Here is an 18,035-nt window from a genome sequence, read left to right on the forward strand (position 1 = left end):
ACTTTAACAGCACCAACAAGTAACAGTAGTGGAGCGTTTACTTACAGCAGTAGCAATACAGCAGTAGCAACGGTATCAGGAAATACAGTAACTATAGTTGGTGCAGGAACAGCAACGATAACAGCAATACAAGCAAGCACTAGTAATTATAACAGTGCAACAGCTACTAGTACGCTTACAGTTGCACAAGCCAATGCAGTGCTTAGTGCTTTTGCTAACATAGAAAAGGTAGTAACAGATCCAGCATTTAGCTTAACGGCGCCAACTTCAAATAGCTCTGGTGCATTTACCTATACTAGTAGCAATACAGCAGTAGCTTCTATTTCAGGTACTACGGTAACTATAAACGGAATTGGTACAACCAATATCACAGCAACACAAGCTGCTACAAGCAATTACAATAGCGCCACAATTAGTTTAACACTTACAGTTGTTGTAGGTGATTCAGATGGGGATGGTGTATCAGATAGCCAAGAAGCTACTGACGGAACAGACCCTAATGATAAAAATAGTTATAAAGATACCGATGGTGATGGCGTTCCAGACTATATAGAATTAAGAGAAGGCACAGACCCTAATGATGGTTCTAAATTCAAAGACACAGATGGTGATGGCGTTCCAGATTATATAGAAAAGAAAGAAGGTACAAACCCAAATAATCCTAATGATGGGAAAGATACAGACGGAGACAGTGTGCCTGATTATGTAGAAACAAAAGATGGAACTAAACCAAACGATAAAACTGACTATAAAGACAGCGATGGCGATGGTGTTCCTGATTATGTTGAAGTAAAAGAAACAACTAATCCAGCTAACAAGGATAATTTTAAAGATAGTGATGCTGATGGTCTTTCAGATTACTATGAAGCTAATAATCAGGCTCCAACCTCTTTAACATTATCAGCTTTAAGCATATTAGAAAATCAAGCATCAGGAACAACAATTGGTTTGTTTAATACTGTAGATGGTAATAAAGTTGAAAGATTCACTTATACATTAGTTACAGGTACTGGTAGTACAGATAACACAAGCTTTACCATAAGCGGTAACCAATTAAAATCTAATGCTGTGTTTAATCACGAGGTTAAGAGTACTTATAACATTCGTGTAAGAACAACAGATGCTGGTGGCTTAACCTTAGAAAAGGAGTTTGTTATCAATATAACTGATGTTAATGAACAGCCTACATTAAATGCTATAAATAATGTATCGTTATGTTATGCTACAACAGCTCAAAAGGTTTCTTTAAGTGGTATAACAGCTGGTGCAGAAACTGGTCAAACAATTACAGTAACAGCTGCAAGTAATAATACAGCAATGTTTAGTGCTTTATCTGTTGGTTCATTAACAAATGGTAATGCAGACTTAAATTACACCTTAGCTAATGGCGCTTCGGGTACAGCAATTATAACGGTAACAGTAACAGATAACGGCGGTGTAGCTAATGGAGGAGTGAATACTATTTCTAGAACATTTACCTTAACAGTAAATGCGCTTCCAACTACAACTATTACTTCAGATTTAGGAGACAATGTTTCTAAAGGTGCGACAGTAAAATTAACTGCTAGTGGAGGTTCTGCTTTAACTTACCAATGGTCTAATGCAAATGGAATCATCAGCGGTCAAAATACAGCGGAACTAACCGTACGTCCATCAGAGAATACAACCTACACAGTAATAATAACAAATGCATCAGGATGTCAATCTCAAAGCCAGTTTACAGTTTCAGTTAAAGAAGATTATATCCTAATCAACCTAGCAAATATTGTTACACCTAACGGAGATGGTGTAAATGATAAGTTAGTGATTAAAAATATTGATATGTATCCTAGTAATGAGGTAAAGGTATTTGATAGAGCAGGCAGATTATTATTCAGCACTAGAAGTTATACCAATGATTGGGATATGACTGTAAATGGCTCTCCATTGGCAGAAGGAACCTACTACTATATCGTAGACTTTGGTGCAGGTAATCCAAAGATGAAAGGTTTTGTAAGTGTTGTTAGAGATTAATTGATTAGGTATAAATCATCAAGAATAAAATCATGAAATTAAATATAAATAATATACTAAAAGGGATGATGATCATTATCATCTCCCTTTTAAGTACTACAAGTTCAAAAGCGCAATTATCACCTTTTGGAGCTATGTATTTCCAAAATCAATATTTGGGTAATCCTGCTATGGCAGGTTCAAAAGAAGGTTTAAGAGCAGATTTAGGTTACAGCAGTCAACAAACTAATATGCCAGGCGCACCAAAAACACAGGTTTTAACAATGGGTTATGGCATTAAGAAAGTTGGTTTGGGTCTAAGTCTTTTAATGGATCAGGCAGGGGCATTTAACCGTACAAGATTAATGGGAACTTATGTTTATAATTTACCTATAGATAGTGATAATGGTAATTTAAGCTTTGGTTTATCTTTGGGTTTAATGAAAGAACGATTGACTGATTATAATGGAGATCTTAATGATGCATCAGTAGGCAGATTTAATCAGCGTCCTGCTTATATAGATGGTGATTTTGGTGTTGCCTATAAAAAGGATGCTATTACATTGCAGTTAGCTGTACCTAATTTGAAGACTTTCTTTAGAACTGATGCTGCCAATGCAAGTAATATTGTAGACGAGGTAAAATTCTTTAGTGCGGTAAGCTATAAATTCGATGTGAAAAGCTCAATTGGGACAATAGGTTTAGAACCTAAATTGGTTTACAGAGCCGTTAGTGGTTATGATGATATTATTGATTTAGGAGCTAATGCAACCTTTTTAGATAATAAATTTAATTTCATGGCACTCTACCATTCTACAAAAAATATGTCTTTTGGTTTTGGTTCTAAGCTGAATGACATGTTTTATTTAAATGCAATTTATAGAACTGCAACAGCAGCTTTAAATGGCAATGCAACTGGTGATTTCGAAGTTAACTTAAGAGTGAATCTTCCTCATAAAGGAAAAAAGTAGTTTTAAAATTTTTTCAAATCAAAAAAGCCCTAAGATTTTATCTTAGGGCTTTTTTGTGCTTTTATCCTTAAATTAACGAGGGCTAGAAACATTTAAAGGGAAAGTAAATTCAAAATCAGTACTTCCCGGAGTAGCAGTTCCGTTTTTCAATCCATCCGGCTGGTGTTTTAAAGTAACTGTTAAGGTACCAGTTCCAGCAGCACCAGTGGTTGCGGTTCCAGCTAAGCCTACAGGTAAATTATTCCTATCTCTATCAGTAATATTTAAAGTTATCAAATTAGATGGAGTAGCCGTATAAACTAATAAATGCTCATAATCTTCTTCAACAATTTCTTCTCTGATATCTTCAGCAGGGTTTTCAGTTTCATCTAATATTTGTGATACAGATAAATTATAACTTGTATTTGGACGCAAATTTAAGGGCCCGATAACCGGAGCATTTCCGCCATCTCCATCTACATCTCTGGCTGTTACAGTAACTACATCATTCGCATTAGCTGTATTGGTAAATCTTAAAGTAACGGTAGTAATTAATTCATCTTCATTTACTTCTGGTAAGTCATCTTTTTTACATGCCGAGATACTTCCGATTAACAATGCTGCAAAAGCTAAAAATTTAAATTTGTTCTTCATGTTCTTAATTGTTTAATGTTAAAAATTGAGTTAAAATTTCATGTTTAATCTTACAATGATGTTTCGTCCAAGGTCATCATTAAAATACCTGAAGTTGTTTAAATAGTCTCTATAGCTCTTATTAAATAAATTTTGTGCGCTTAATCCTAGCCCTAAAACTCGCTTACCAAATCTTATTTGGCTTGTAAAATCAGCTCCAAAAAGTGTATAGGCTGCGGGTGGCAGCAGTGGCTCTGCATTAGGGTTTACCCTGGTTTGTTGGGCAACATGCTGCACATTAAAATCTAAAAGATTGCTTTTCATGAACTTTAAGTCTGGGATTTTATAACTTAAAGTTGCTGATGTTCTATCTGCCGGAATAAGTTCTAAAAAGCTATTGTTAGCTTTATTGTAAGCCCTCACACCAGAATATTTCAAGCTCACATTTAAATTTTTATGAAGTTGATAAGCTAGAAAAGCATCAGCGCCATAGAAGCGAGCATCAATCTGAACGTATCTTAAAACCCTATATGCTCCTCTAGTTGTTAGGATAAGTTCTTGGGTTGGTCTTAGATAAATATAATCTTGATTAAAATCATAATAGAAAGAAATATCACCAGTAAGTTTACCTGCTGTTTTGCTTATCCCGGTACTAAGGTTTAAAGATGATTCTTCTTTTAAATTTCTATCACCAATAACATAGGCAGCCTGTGCTTGCACAATACCATCAATAAATAACTCGCTTATGGCTGGTGGGCGCCATGCTTGAGCAACCGTGGCATGAACTTTTAAACCTTGTTTTAGTAGATAAGAAGCGCCTAAGGTACCTACTGTTTGCGTGAAATTAAATTCAGGAGTGATGATTGGGCTATTGCTATTACGAGGGTTTTCTCTTAATCTAGCTTGCATATATTTATAGTCAAACCTAAAACCAGCCTCAACCTCCCATTGGTTTTTAGACCACTTCTCTATAAAATAAGCTCCAGTATTATAGCTATCAAAAAAAGGAATTAAATAACTGCCATCATAAAAATTTTGTTGGAACATCCCCGTAAGGCCAAATTTTCCGTTAAAATTACCAATGGGTTTATGCTCAAAATATAAATCTAAGTTTTGAGTATTTAATTCAAATTGTAATTGATAATTATTCCTGTTTGATGCTCTTACCAAACTATATTCCTCACGGATATTACGCTGAAAACTATATTGTAAGCCTAATTTACCCAGCTCATCAAAAAGATAGGAAGATTTTAATTTTACGGTTTGATGTTGCACATCTTGATAAGGTCTATCAATACGGTAAGAGCGCTCTCCAATAACATCCGGACGAGTTTGTTGAATAGCTTCTTCTAAATCTGTGGTACTACCGATATTTGAGGCTGTAAAAATCCCCAGTTTTGTATTAAAAGAACTTGCAAAAAGCTCAGTACTAAAATGTCCTTTTTGATAACCCAATGTTAAAGAGCCATTAAGCTCTCTAAAAGCAGTATTATCTAAAATATAGTCGGCAGTTTTTGCGTTCCCAGCCTGTTTCAATGTACTTTGTAAGCGCCATGCAAAGGTATTTGTTTGATTAGAACCCTCAATCTTTGTAGATAAAGCCCCCATCTGATTGTTACTCATAGCGGCAAAATCTACTTCGCCTTTAAAACGATTATAATAATCAAGCGAGGCAGGTTCTATTAAAATTACACCTCCAACAGCATCAGCACCGTATTGTACGCTGGCAGCTCCTTTTATAACTTTAATTTCATGGGCCAAGAAAGGATCAACTTCAGGAGCATGCTCGCTTCCCCATTGTTGGCCTTCTAAGCGTACTCCCGAATTAAAAATTAATACTCTATTAGAGTGCATCCCATGTATGACAGGTTTAGAAACACTAGGTCCAGTTTGGATAGAATTTAGTCCGGGTATTTTTTTAAGAGATTCACCTAAAGACTCGCCTCTGGTTAAAGCTAATTCGCGGTCTTTTAACCTAGCAGTACTTTGTAAAGGAGTTTCATTTACCCTAGAACCAATTATTTTTACGGTACTCAATAAGGATGAAGAAGGCGCTAAACTGATGGTTAAATCTGTTTTTCCTTTAACATCTATAGAAATAATTTTAGAGCTATAGCCTACAAAAGAAACTTCTAAGTTGTAATTTCCTTGGCATAATTTATAAAAATGGAAATGCCCATCAATTTCAGAAACAGCTATCTGATTTTCCTTAATCAGTTTAACGCTTGCTCCGGGCAAAACTTTGCCATCAACTTCATCTTTAACAGTCCCAAAGATGGAGAAGTCGCAATTTTGAGCCAAGCTCAACTCCGTAAATATAAATAGGTTAAAAAGTATTAATAAATACCTCATTAAGTGTAAAAATTATCTGTAAAAACTAAAGAAATGTTTTAAGACAGATAAACTGGAGGTGCTTTATTAGAAAAAGATAAACTTTTTAAAACAACAATACTTTGATAAATACGATGATAAACCGTTTCTTGCTGTGATAGAAAAAGAAATAAATCTTGCTGAAGAATAGCAGAGCTTTTATGAAAAACATTTGCTGGCTTACAACAATGTGGCTCGTATTTATTTACTTCGCAAGTGTGTGTTTGCTCTTTTAGGTTTTGATGTTGATGTAGTAGCTGATGCAAAGGAATAGCCGAAAGCATTACCGCTACAAGCAGCAATAAACTTAAAAACTTTGTTCCTTTTTTGTTAATCATCATTTTAAAACGTAGCAAATATAGCTATAAACGCATAATATGCAACAATGTTTCATTATGAGGTTATGTAAAATTAATCATACATAGTTTAGCCAAGTATTTATAGCTATTTAAATTATCTTTGTTTTAATGATACCAGCGGAAATCAATCATAAATTTAATAAGTTACAGCAAATTCTGGCTGCTGAGTTTGATAACGAAAAGCCAGATATGAAGGTAATTCTTTTTCTTATAGGTGTACAAGAGTTAGGAAAAGGGCCTAAAAAGTTTAGTAAAAGACAAAAAGAAGAATTAATGCATATTGCAACTTGTCGTTTATTTTCTGAAATGGGTTTTTATGAATTAGAAGGCTTAGACCAAGATGGTTGGCCACATTGGAGAAAAATAAAACCTATTCCAAATTATACTTTGTTAGAACAAGAAATGATTCTAAAATCTCTTATAATAACCTATTTTGAAAATTTATTTGATTTGTAGAATATCGAAATTATCAAACTAACCATAACCACTAATCAACTAACAAACTAACCACCTAACAAACTAAAGGATATGTATAAAGTTCAAAAAATAGCAAAGATTGTTTCATTAACACTGGTTTTTGTTCTCTTAAATACTTTTGTTTTTGCAGCAAAGCCTAAGAATCAATATGTAAAAATTACTACCATTAAAGGAGATGTTTATTTAAAACTATATAATGAAACACCAAAGCATAGGGATAATTTTTTGAAATTAGTGAAGGAAGGCACTTTAAATCAAACGCTTTTTCATAGAGTTATCAAGAATTTTATGATACAAGGCGGAGATCCAACTTCTAAAACAGCTAAAGCAGGAGATTTACTAGGTGAAGGAGATTTAGGCTATCGTATTGATGCTGAATTTGATACTACCCTTTTTCATAAAAGGGGAGTTTTAGCTGCTGCCAGAGATAACAATCCGGCTAAAGCATCTAGTTCTTGCCAGTTTTATATTGTTCAAGGTAAAAAGTATACTGATAAGGAGCTTGATCAGATAGAGCAATACCGTTTAGAAGGAAAGAAAATACCGGCTTACCAACGCGAAATTTATAAAACCATAGGTGGTACACCCTTCTTAGATAGAAATTATACCGTTTTTGGAGAAGTTGTAAAAGGTTTGGAAATGGTAGATGCTATTGCTGATGTAAAGGTAGATAGAAATAATAGACCTCTAGAAGATATAAAAATGCAAGTGACTCTTATGAAACCAAGAGAAATTAAGAAGCTAAAATTGAAAAACTAAGAACTCACAACTGGGAACTGACAACCGATAACAATCATGAAAATTATATCCTATAACGTAAACGGCATAAGAGCGGCAATTAATAAAGAATGGTTATCATGGTTGCAGGCTACAAATGCAGATATTGTTTGCTTACAAGAAATTAAAGCAACACCAGACCAAATAGCAGATTTATTTTTAATTGAGCAGTTAGGTTATTATCACTATTGGTATCCAGCACAAAAAAAAGGTTATAGCGGTACAGCTATTTTAAGTAAAAAACAACCTAATCATGTAGAGTATGGCTGCGGAATTACTGAGTACGACACGGAGGGCAGAACCATAAGAGCGGATTTTGAGGATTTTTCTATAATGAGTGCTTATTTCCCTTCAGGCTCTAGCGGGGAAGAACGACAAGATTTTAAGTTCAAATTTTTAGACGACTTTTATATTTACTCACAAGAATTAAAAGAGCGTTTCCCGAAACTTATCATTTGTGGCGATTATAACATTTGCCATAAAGCGATAGATATACATAATCCAAAATCAAATGCAAACTCATCTGGGTTTTTACCAGAAGAAAGAGCCTGGATGGAGAAATTTATTGAAAGTGGCTATATAGATACTTTTAGATATTTTAATCAAGACCCACACCATTATACTTGGTGGAGCTACCGAGCCGGAGCCAGAGCAAAAAATTTAGGTTGGCGTATAGATTATCATCTAGCTACCAAAGCTTTAGAACCTCATTTAAAGAGAGCTTCCATACTACCAGAAGCCAAACATTCTGATCATTGCCCTATAGTATTAGAGTTAAGTATTTAAATACTCTAGACATTAATTAATATGTCTTGTTTTTAACGAAATTATTAAATAAACATGATTTATCTCATAATAATTTAATAATTCGAGATATAAGAATGTTTTTTTGCAATAAATCAATAATATTTTTAAAAATTTATCAATATATATACTTGATAATTGTAAATATTAAATTTTTTTAAACATCTGATTTTTAGTGTTTTATACGTCGAAATCAAATTTTCTGTGCAAAAAATTTGTATGTAAGCATAAGATAATATTATATTTAACATTAATTAACACTTTATTAACTAACTAACTTATTTCAAATCGTATGAAAAAACTTGTACAGAGTTTATTCATCTTGCTGTTTATTGCCATGAATGCAATAGCACAAGAGCGTACCGTTACTGGTACGGTAACTTCCGCAGAAGATAAATCGCCTCTTCCTGGGGTAAGTGTAAGAGTTAAAGGAGGTACAACCTCTACTCAAACGAATGCAGATGGTAAATTCAGTTTAAGAATACCATCCTCATCGAATGTTTTAACATTTTCTTTCATAGGATTTGTTTCCAAGGATGTATCAATTCCTAGCTCGGGTAACATCAATATTTCTTTGAATGAAGATGCTAAACAGCTTTCTGAAGTTGTGGTTGTTGCCTATGGTGCTTCAAAAAAGGAAGCTATTACAGGGTCTGTCGCTACTCTTGGATCTAAAGACATCGAGAAAAGAGTGGTAACAAATATTACCAACGTTTTGGCAGGTGTTGCTCCTGGTATTCAGATAGGTGCAACTAATGGCCAACCTGGAACTAGTTCTGCAGTAAGAATTAGAGGATTCGGATCTATTTCTGCTTCAAATGCCCCATTGTATGTAGTAGATGGAGCTGTTTATGATGGAAGTATAGGAGATATTAATCCTAACGATATAGAAAGTGTTTCTTTATTGAAAGACGCTTCTTCATCTGCTTTGTATGGAGCAAGAGGAGCAAACGGAGTGATTATTATCAATACAAAAAGAGGTAAACTAGGCGAAAGTAAGCTAAATGTTAATGTTACTCAAGGTTTTTCCGAAAGAGGAATTGAAGAATATGAAACTGTTGGTGCTTATGATTATTATCCTCTTTACTGGCAAGCCATAAGGAATAGTAGAGTTTATCCTAGACCTGGTACAACTCCTCTAACACCTGCAGCAGCTGCAACTTTTGCGTCTACTAGTACACCAACACAGTTAGTATACAATCCTTTTAACGTACCAGCAAATCAAATACTAGATGCAGATGGTAAAATGAATCCTAATGCTTCTCTTTTATATAATGATTTTGATTGGTTTTCTCCAATGGAAAGAACTGGTTCTAGAACTAATACTGACTTAAGCTACAATGGTAATACAGGTAAAAGTGATTATTTTGTATCCTTGGGATATTTAAATGATAAAGGGTATATATTAAATTCTGATTTTAAAAGATTTAATGCTAGGATGAATGTGAACTCACAAGTGAAAAAATGGTTTAAAACAGGATTGAACATTGCAGGTACTCTTTCCGATGCAAATTTAGCGTTAGATGCTTCAACAGATAATGCAGCTTCTTTTGTTAACCCATTTCAATTTGCCAGAAATATTGGCCCTATATATCCGGTAAGAGCTTACAATTCAGCAGGCCAACCGGTTTTGACACCAACAGGTGAACATTTTTATGACTATGGTCAACATCCAGGCTCAGTAAATAGACCAGCAGGAGCGAGCCCTGGCAGGCATGTGGTTTATGAAACTTTATTGAATGATAATTTAAATAGAAGACTTTCTTTAAATGCTAGAACTTTCGCTGAAATAAAGTTCCTGAAAGACTTTACTTTTAGACCAAGCATTAATATTGATTTAAGACAAGTGAATGGTCAAACATATTGGAATGCTATTGTAGGAGATGGTCAAGGGGTAAATGGCTTAGCTACAAGAACAAATGATTTAACTAAATCTTACACTTTCAATCAAATATTAACTTACGGGAAATCTTTTGGTAAACATCAAATAGAGGTATTAGCAGGTCATGAAAATTATGATTTTACTTTTCAGCGTAATAATGCAACAAAAGTAAATCAAATATTAGCTGGAAATACAGAATTTGCAAACTTTGTTACACCACAAGCTGCAGGTGGTTTTAAAGATACGTATAGAATAGAGTCTTATCTAAGTAAAGCTTCATATAATTATGATGAAAAATACTTCTTTGATGCTTCATTAAGAAGAGATGGTTCATCCCGATTCTCTGAAGATGCTAGATATGGCACTTTCTATTCATTAGGAGCATCTTGGTCTATTAGTAAAGAAAGTTTCTTAGAAAAAGTAAAATGGATTGATGATTTAAGATTAAAAGCTTCTTTTGGTGAAGTAGGTAATGATAATTTACTTTCTGGAGGAGCAAGCTCTTACTATAATTATCAAGCGTTTTATAATTTAGGTTGGAATAATGGTGGTGAACCAGGTATACTATTATCCAGTGCTGCTACTCCTAGTCTTAAATGGGAAACTATTCAAACACTAAATCTTGGTGTTGCTTTTTCTCTATTCGAGAGTAGATTAACCGGAGAATTGGAAGTATTTAATAGAGGAACAAAAGATCTTTTATTTTCAGTGCCACAACCCCTATCAAACCCTGTTACTACTATAAGACAAAATGTAGGTGCCATGAACAATAAAGGTATAGAACTACAATTAGGTGGGGATGTAATAAGAAACAAGAATTTTTCTTGGAATATTCTAACGAACACTTCTATAATAAAGAATGAGATCACAAAATTGCCTGCTGAAACTCCTACTATTACTTCTGGTACTCAGCGATTGGAAGTTGGCCAAGATCTTTATCAATTCTACCTGCGTCAGTACGTTGGGGTAGATCCAGCAGATGGTTCGGCATTGTTTATTCCAACCCCAACAGCTACTACAGAATTAAGAACTATAAACGGAACAACTTACACTACAAATTTTAATAATGCTCAATTTGCTTACATGGGTTCTGCTATCCCAGATCTATTTGGTGCAGTAACAAGTACTTTTAATTATAAAAATTTGCAATTATCAGTATTAGTTAATTATCAATTAGGAGGGAAAGTTTACGATAGTCAATATGCAGGTTTAATGGCTATAAATACTTATGGGAAATCATTACATAAAGATGCCTTAAATGCTTGGACAGAGTCGAATACTTCATCACCATTTCCAAGACTTGATGTAAGTAGCTCATCATTTTTTACAGCTCAATCATCTAGATGGTTAATTGATGCTTCTTATTTAACAATAAGTAATATTAATTTATCATATTCATTACCGAAAAAGTATATCAGTAAGTTAGATTTAAGTAATGTGAGAATGTTTGCTTCTGGTGAAAACCTTGCCTTATTTGCTAAAAGAAAAGGATTGAATCCTACCGAGTCTTTTGCTGGCGTTAACAATACTACTTATGTTCCAAGTCGTACTGTTGTATTAGGGTTAAGTGTAAATTTATAATAATTGATTGATTATGAAGAATAAAATTTTTATAACATTTGTAGGAGTATTATTGCTCTCATTTGTTTCATGTAAAGAGGATTATTTAGAAACTGCTCCAACTGATCAAGTTGATAATTCTGCAGTTTTTACAACCACTAGTAATGCTAATACGGCATTAAATGGTATATATAGATATATGTTCGAAAGGTATGATGCACAAAATCAGCCGGGTGTAGGTGGTATTTTACTCCATATGGATTTTATGGGTGATGATATTACACAGCCAGGTGCAGCTTGGTATTCTAATGATTCTGGTTCTTGGCAGTCTCATAGAAATGAGATAAGCGCATTTACAAGCTATTGCTACCGTTTCTTTTATCGTGTTATTGGCAATGCTAATTATATTATTGACAATATAGATGCTGCTTCTGGGAGTGATGACGAAAAGAAAAGAATTAAAGGGGAAGCGTTAACTTTAAGAGCTTATGCGCACTTCTTTTTGGTTCAACTTTATGGTAAAAGGTACGATGCAGCAACAAAGCCAAATAATCAACTAGGTATTCCACTAATGATTTCTTCTACTGATTCTAATAAGCCAAGAGCTACAGTCGAGGAAGTTTATACACAGATTGTTAAAGATTTGGATGATGCAATAGCCTTAAATGTATCAACTAGGGTAAATAAAAGTCATATTAATGTGAATGTGGCTAAAGGTATAAGAGCAAGAGTTGCATTAACCATGCAAGATTATCCTAATGCTATCAGGTTGGCTAAGGAAGTTATTGATGCTAATGTATTCCCTTTAATGAATACTACTGTTTATCAATCTGGTTTTAATGATGCAACAGCTTCGACCGAATGGATGTGGGCTTCTATGCCAGTTGCAGATCAAGCAGATACTTTTGGGTCTTTCTTTTCTCAAATAGCGTTTAATGCTAATACAACCTACATGAGAGGTAATCCTAAGAGCATCAATTCTGCAACATATAATAGAATGTCCTCAACAGATATAAGGAGAAGAATGTGGGAGCCAGCTCCAACTGCTACGAATTTTCCTCTTCCATTACCTACTTTTTCTAGATCTAACTTCATGAGTCGAAAATTCTCTGTAAAAGTTGTAGGTCAGCCAACTTTAGGTGATGTACCTTTAATGAGATCTTCAGAATTACATTTAATTTTAGCAGAAGCTTATGCAAGTTCTTCTCCCGCACAGACAACATTAGCACAAGATGCTTTGTTTGTTTTAACCTCAGCAAGAGGAGCTAGTACCGCCAAAAGTACAAATACTGGTGCTGCACTATTAGATGAAATTTATTTAAATAGAAGAGTTGAGCTTTGGGGTGAAGGTTTCAGATTTTTGGATTTAAAGAGGTTAAATCAACCGCTTGATAGATCTGCAACAGCCTTCCCTAATTTTGTTCCGGCGTCTTTTTTAAATAAAATTACTGAACCTGCTGGAACTGATCAGTGGCAATTTTTGATTCCTAGAAGAGAAATGGAGTCAAATAAAGGTTTAACTGGTCAGCAAAACCCTTGATATTATAATTACTAAAATTTATTAAAACCCTTCAGAATTTTATTTCTAAAGGGTTTTTTTATGACTATTGATTATAGTGATCTTATAGTGATACAGTAATCATATTATATACTCTCTGTAGAATGGGATTCAAATTTTTTTAGATATTTTAAAAAAAATAACAAAATAACTCTATATTTAACATTAATTAACACTTTTTATTAACTAATTTATTTCAATCGTATGAAAAAACTTGTACAGAGTTTGTTCATCTTGTTGTTTGTTGCGTTGAATGCAATAGCACAAGAGCGTACCGTAACTGGTGTCGTAACTTCCGCCGAAGATGGATTACCTCTTCCTGGTGTAAGTGTTAGAGTAAAAGGAGGAACTGCCTCAACACAAACTAATGCTAATGGTCAATACAGTATTAGTGTCCCTTCTGCAACATCTATTTTAATATTCTCTTTTATTGGTACAGAAACAAAAGAACTTCCCGCTTCAACTGCTAAAGCAGTTGCATTATCTACTGATAATAAGCAATTAAGTGAAGTAATTGTCACCGGTTATAACACGCAAAATAAAAGAACAGTAGCAGGATCTGTAGCAACAGTTGGTTCGCAGGATTTAGAAAGAGTGCCAATTGCATCATTTGACCAAGCCTTACAAGGTAAAGCTCCTGGTATTTTAGTGCAAGCACAATCAGGTCAGCCGGGTGCTGCCGCTAGCGTTGTTATCAGAGGTAAAGGCTCTATTGTTGGTAGCAATGCTCCTTTATATTTGGTTGATGGTATGGAAATATCTAATGCTGATTTTGCAACATTAAACACTGCTGATTTCGAGTCAGTTAGTATTCTTAAAGACGCAGTGTCAACTTCTCAATATGGTTCTAGAGGTGCTAACGGTGTTGTAGTAATCACAACAAAAAAGGGTAAAAGTGGAAAAGTTAGATTATCTTATGATACGCAGTATGGTTTTTCACAAGCTCCTCAGAATAAGTTAAGAGTAATGAATACCGAAGAAAAATTAAGGTATGAAGTGGATATTGCTGGTAACGTTTATGATTGGACCCCTGCTGATTTAGAAGATCTAAGACAGATTAATACTAATTGGGAGGATGTTTTTTTTAGAACAGGGCAAACTCAAACGCATCAATTAAGTGCATCAGGTGGTTCAGAAAAAACTACTTACTTTTTATCTGGATCTATTTTCGATCAAACTGGTACAGTAATAAATACTGGCTTAAAAAGATATACCGGTAGAGCTAATTTAGAGTCAACAGCTGGTGATTTTAAGTTTGGTATTAACACAACTTTAGGTTATTCTGATTTTTCAAATACAAGTGAAAATGATGCAGTTATCTCATCTCCCTTAAATGCAATTAGATGGAGTAATCCATACGAAAAGCCATATCAGGATGATGGTTCATATACTCAAATATTTTCTGGTCAGCCAAATGCTTTACAAGAATTATTAGAGAACAATAATCTAAGACAACAATTGAAAGGTGTTGGTAATATTTACATCAATTATGATGCACCGTTCTTAAAAGGATTAAGTTTTAGGACTAATTGGGGTGGCGATTATACATCAAATGAAAATACCACTTATGCTGACCCAACAACTAATCTGGGAAGCGGACCTGCAACAATTGGTAGAGCAGGAAGTCTTTTTAGAGGGTATACAAGATCATTTAGATATACTGGTACAAATAGTATTACCTACAAAACAACTATAAATACTGATCATGATTTATCTGTTGGTATATATAACGAGGTTGTAAATAGAAGATCTCGTGGTTTTTCCTTTTCAGGGTTTGGTTTGAGAGGCGCATTTGAAAATGAAGCAGGTATTACACCAGGTAATACAACAAACGGCTTTATTCCATTAGTTGGTGGTACCGGGACAGAGAATGCTTTAGTTTCTTATTTTGGTAATGCACAATATGGATATAAAAACAAATTATTTGTAGACGGTTGGGTAAGAAGAGATGGTTCTTCTAGATTTGGTTCCGCAAATAAATACGCCAATTTTGGTTCTGTTGGATTAAGTTGGATTTTGACTGAAGAAAACTTCATGTCTTCATTAAAGGAAAGTAATATCTTTAATGAGTTAAAATTTAAGGCTAGTTATGGAAGCTCAGGTAATCAAGCTCTAACAAATGATTTTGCTGCTTATGAATTATATAACCGTTCTGTGTATAATGGTATTGGTGGTTTAGTCCAAGTAAGTTTAGAAAATCCAAACTTACGTTGGGAGAGAAGAACAACCTTTAATACAGGTATAGAGTTTGCAACTTTGAACGGACGATTAAGAGTAACGGCTGAATATTACGATGCCATTACCTCAGATTTATTTTTAAATAGACAATTATCAAGAACTTCTGGATTTAATTTTCTAAATACCAATATTGGTAAGTTACAAAATAAAGGTTTTGAGTTTTTCTTAGATGGTGATTTAATTAAAACTAAAGACTTTACATGGAATGCAAACCTAAGCTTAACCTTTAATAAAAATAGAATTAAAGAGTTAGTAACTCCTGGTGAGGACATTGAAAACGGTATTTACATTACAAGAGTAGGAGAGTCTATCAATACAATCTATTTAGTTAGATATGCTGGAGTTGATCCCAATAACGGTAAACCTCAGTTCTTAACAAAAGATGGAGCTATAACCAATACTTATGACCCTAATGATAGAGTTACTGTAGGCTCTGTTGAGGCTCCTTTCTTTGGAGGCTTTGGAACGGGCTTTAAGTATAAAAATTTGGAGTTAAATGCATTCTTCTCATTTGTGGCGGGTAATGAAGTTTATAATAATGACAGAGTTAACCTTGAAAATCCACAGTATGTATTTGATAACTTAGCAGCAGTAATGCTAACAGCATGGCAAAATCCTGGCGATATCACTCAGATTCCTGATCCTAGTTTAGCATGGTTTAATGATAATACTACAAGGATGGTTGAATCTGGTGATTTCTTAAGACTTAGAAATGTTAATTTATTCTATACTCTTCCAAAATCAATTTCAAATAAAATTAAGTCTAATAATGTTAGATTATTTGTACAAGGACAAAACTTAGTTACATGGACTAAATTCCAAGGTTTTGATCCTGAAATTTCAACAGGTATTTTAACAGGTGCGCAATATCCAGCGTTACGTACCGTGACTTTTGGGTTAAATGTTGGGTTTTAAATAAAAAAATTATGAAAATGAACATAAATAAATTTTTTACTGCAATTGGGCTAAGTAGTGTTCTAGTTTTCAGTTCTTGTGATAAAGTAATTGAGGTAGAACCAGAATTTTCAAAAGATGGTTCTCAAATATTTACCAACTTAGAAGACTATCAATTTGCATTGACTGGAGCTTATGCTTTACTAAGACAGACTGGATACTATGGTAATGGACCACAGGTTACAGGAGCTTTTTCTGTATTACCAGATATGATGTCTGAACATGTTGCAGAAACTAATAATGAACTTGGGAATTATGTAACTCAAACTGACTGGACTTATGCAGCTGATGATACTGATATTGCTACAACTTGGTTAGCTGCATACAGTGTGATTACACAAGCCAATAGTGTTATTAGAAATATCGATAATTTTGCTAGTGTGAATCAAGATGAAGTTAATAAAATCAAAGGTCAAGCTTTGGCTATTAGAGGAATGGTTCACTTTGACCTATTAAGATATTGGGGAGAAGATTACAGCCGTAATTCAACTGCTAAAGGGGTTCCTTATAGAACAGTAATAGATTTGGAGGAAAGACCAGCAAGACTAGATGTTAAAACTACTTACGATAATATTTTTAGAGATTTATTGGAAGCTGAAACTCTATTAGGTACAAAAGTAGTTAATACATCAACTTCGGCAGTTAATGCAAGAGCATATATTGACAGGTTAGTTGTCAGAGCAATGCTTGCAAGAGTATATCTTTATGCTAAAGATTATGCAAATGCAGAATCTTATGCTACTTTAGTAATAAATGAAAGACCATTGGCATCAAAAACTAACTTTCCTAACATATGGAAAGATGCTTCTGCTGCAGAAGTTATTTGGGCTGTGGCATTTAATCCTGGGGAAGGTAACCCAGTAAGTGGTATTTACACTGCTAGTAGTAATAATCTAGGCTATAGACCTACATCAAATATTTTAGCCCTATATGATCAAGCAAACGATATAAGGTTTCCTGCTTATTTTGCAAGTAGGGCCACAGGTGCTAGCGCTCCTATTCTACCTTTTGCTTCAAATGCTAGAAAAATAACAAATAAACATGTAGGTAGAGGAACGGCTACCGATAACGTTGTTAATTGGAAAGCTTTTAGAACTGGTGAAATGTATTTGATTAGAGCTGAAGCTAGAGCTTTAAAAGCAACACCTGATTTCGTGGGGGCATTAGCTGATTTAAACACATTGAGAGAGGCTAGAATTAACAATTATACTCCTTTAATAGCAACTGGATCCGCTCTAATTAACGCTATTGCGGAAGAGAGACAGAGAGAGTTATATGCTGAAGGACATAGATGGTTTGACTTGAAAAGAACTACTAAAACTATTACAAGATCTGATTGCGGTACTGCTACTTCATGTTCATTAGCACCAACAAGCCGTTCTTGGACTTGGCCTATTCCACAAGGAGAATTATTAGCAAACCCTAATATCCCACAAGCACAGCAAACAACTGGCTATTAATATGAGATATTAAATAAATAA

The 18,035-nt window shown here is 34.2% G+C and carries 12 protein-coding genes; 9 read left to right on the forward strand and 3 right to left on the reverse strand.

Going from position 1 to position 18,035, the window contains the following annotated elements; all coding sequences use genetic code 11:
• Positions 1 to 2,013 (forward strand): T9SS type B sorting domain-containing protein (locus GJJ64_RS15095; RefSeq protein WP_154288595.1); only part of this gene is annotated, 2,013 nt, incomplete at its 5' end.
• A 32-nt stretch (positions 2,014 to 2,045) separates the two neighbouring features.
• The gene (locus tag GJJ64_RS15100; RefSeq protein WP_154288596.1) at positions 2,046 to 2,963 is read left to right on the forward strand and encodes a PorP/SprF family type IX secretion system membrane protein; all 918 of its coding nucleotides are present in this window, start codon (positions 2,046 to 2,048) and stop codon (positions 2,961 to 2,963) included.
• A 72-nt stretch (positions 2,964 to 3,035) separates the two neighbouring features.
• On the opposite strand, the gene GJJ64_RS15105 is transcribed toward GJJ64_RS15100, so the two are convergent.
• Genes GJJ64_RS15105 through GJJ64_RS15115 form a run of 3 tightly spaced genes read right to left on the reverse strand, consistent with a single transcriptional unit; the run spans position 3,036 to position 6,286 of the window.
• Positions 3,036 to 3,596, reverse strand: a complete 561-nt coding sequence (locus GJJ64_RS15105) for a hypothetical protein (protein WP_154288597.1) — start codon at positions 3,594 to 3,596, stop codon at positions 3,036 to 3,038.
• Between the two features lie 30 nt (positions 3,597 to 3,626).
• Positions 3,627 to 5,927 carry a TonB-dependent receptor gene (locus GJJ64_RS15110; RefSeq protein ID WP_154288598.1) on the reverse strand — a complete coding sequence of 767 codons (2,301 nt, stop codon included), beginning with the start codon at positions 5,925 to 5,927 and terminating at the stop codon, positions 3,627 to 3,629.
• A 38-nt stretch (positions 5,928 to 5,965) separates the two neighbouring features.
• Entirely contained in the window at positions 5,966 to 6,286 is a 321-nt protein-coding gene (locus GJJ64_RS15115) for a hypothetical protein (RefSeq protein ID WP_154288599.1), read from the reverse strand.
• A 126-nt stretch (positions 6,287 to 6,412) separates the two neighbouring features.
• Between GJJ64_RS15115 and GJJ64_RS15120 the strand changes: the two genes are divergently transcribed.
• The 7 genes from GJJ64_RS15120 (at position 6,413) to GJJ64_RS15150 (ending at position 18,014) form a co-directional block, all read left to right on the forward strand.
• Positions 6,413 to 6,760, forward strand: coding sequence for a hypothetical protein (locus GJJ64_RS15120; protein ID WP_154288600.1), 348 nt, complete (start codon positions 6,413 to 6,415; stop codon positions 6,758 to 6,760).
• A 72-nt stretch (positions 6,761 to 6,832) separates the two neighbouring features.
• Entirely contained in the window at positions 6,833 to 7,540 is a 708-nt protein-coding gene (locus tag GJJ64_RS15125) for a peptidylprolyl isomerase (protein WP_154288601.1), read from the forward strand.
• Between the two features lie 36 nt (positions 7,541 to 7,576).
• Positions 7,577 to 8,344 (forward strand): exodeoxyribonuclease III, encoded by a 768-nt coding sequence (locus GJJ64_RS15130; protein ID WP_154288602.1) that lies wholly within the window; start codon positions 7,577 to 7,579, stop codon positions 8,342 to 8,344.
• Positions 8,345 to 8,654: 310 nt separating this feature from the next.
• The gene (locus tag GJJ64_RS15135; protein WP_154288603.1) at positions 8,655 to 11,825 is read left to right on the forward strand and encodes a SusC/RagA family TonB-linked outer membrane protein; all 3,171 of its coding nucleotides are present in this window, start codon (positions 8,655 to 8,657) and stop codon (positions 11,823 to 11,825) included.
• A 13-nt stretch (positions 11,826 to 11,838) separates the two neighbouring features.
• On the forward strand, positions 11,839 to 13,344 hold the full coding sequence (locus GJJ64_RS15140) for a RagB/SusD family nutrient uptake outer membrane protein (RefSeq protein ID WP_154288604.1): 1,506 nt from the start codon (positions 11,839 to 11,841) through the stop codon (positions 13,342 to 13,344).
• A gap of 222 nt (positions 13,345 to 13,566) precedes the next feature.
• Positions 13,567 to 16,515 (forward strand): SusC/RagA family TonB-linked outer membrane protein, encoded by a 2,949-nt coding sequence (locus tag GJJ64_RS15145; RefSeq protein ID WP_154288605.1) that lies wholly within the window; start codon positions 13,567 to 13,569, stop codon positions 16,513 to 16,515.
• Between the two features lie 11 nt (positions 16,516 to 16,526).
• Positions 16,527 to 18,014, forward strand: coding sequence for a RagB/SusD family nutrient uptake outer membrane protein (locus GJJ64_RS15150; RefSeq protein WP_229655560.1), 1,488 nt, complete (start codon positions 16,527 to 16,529; stop codon positions 18,012 to 18,014).
• Positions 18,015 to 18,035 lie beyond the last annotated feature (21 nt).

The organism is Pedobacter puniceum (genome assembly GCF_009674685.1).
In the GTDB taxonomy this organism is placed as follows: domain Bacteria; phylum Bacteroidota; class Bacteroidia; order Sphingobacteriales; family Sphingobacteriaceae; genus Pseudopedobacter; species Pseudopedobacter puniceum.

Coding starts and splice junctions, on each gene's coding strand:
- GJJ64_RS15100 (WP_154288596.1), top strand. CDS start 2,046: ATGAAATTAAATATAAATAATATACTAAAAGGGATGATGATCATTATC.
- GJJ64_RS15105 (WP_154288597.1), bottom strand. CDS start 3,596: ATGAAGAACAAATTTAAATTTTTAGCTTTTGCAGCATTGTTAATCGGA.
- GJJ64_RS15110 (WP_154288598.1), bottom strand. CDS start 5,927: ATGAGGTATTTATTAATACTTTTTAACCTATTTATATTTACGGAGTTG.
- GJJ64_RS15140 (WP_154288604.1), top strand. CDS start 11,839: ATGAAGAATAAAATTTTTATAACATTTGTAGGAGTATTATTGCTCTCA.
- GJJ64_RS15145 (WP_154288605.1), top strand. CDS start 13,567: ATGAAAAAACTTGTACAGAGTTTGTTCATCTTGTTGTTTGTTGCGTTG.
- GJJ64_RS15150 (WP_229655560.1), top strand. CDS start 16,527: ATGAAAATGAACATAAATAAATTTTTTACTGCAATTGGGCTAAGTAGT.
- GJJ64_RS15115 (WP_154288599.1), bottom strand. CDS start 6,286: ATGATGATTAACAAAAAAGGAACAAAGTTTTTAAGTTTATTGCTGCTT.
- GJJ64_RS15135 (WP_154288603.1), top strand. CDS start 8,655: ATGAAAAAACTTGTACAGAGTTTATTCATCTTGCTGTTTATTGCCATG.
- GJJ64_RS15130 (WP_154288602.1), top strand. CDS start 7,577: ATGAAAATTATATCCTATAACGTAAACGGCATAAGAGCGGCAATTAAT.
- GJJ64_RS15120 (WP_154288600.1), top strand. CDS start 6,413: ATGATACCAGCGGAAATCAATCATAAATTTAATAAGTTACAGCAAATT.
- GJJ64_RS15125 (WP_154288601.1), top strand. CDS start 6,833: ATGTATAAAGTTCAAAAAATAGCAAAGATTGTTTCATTAACACTGGTT.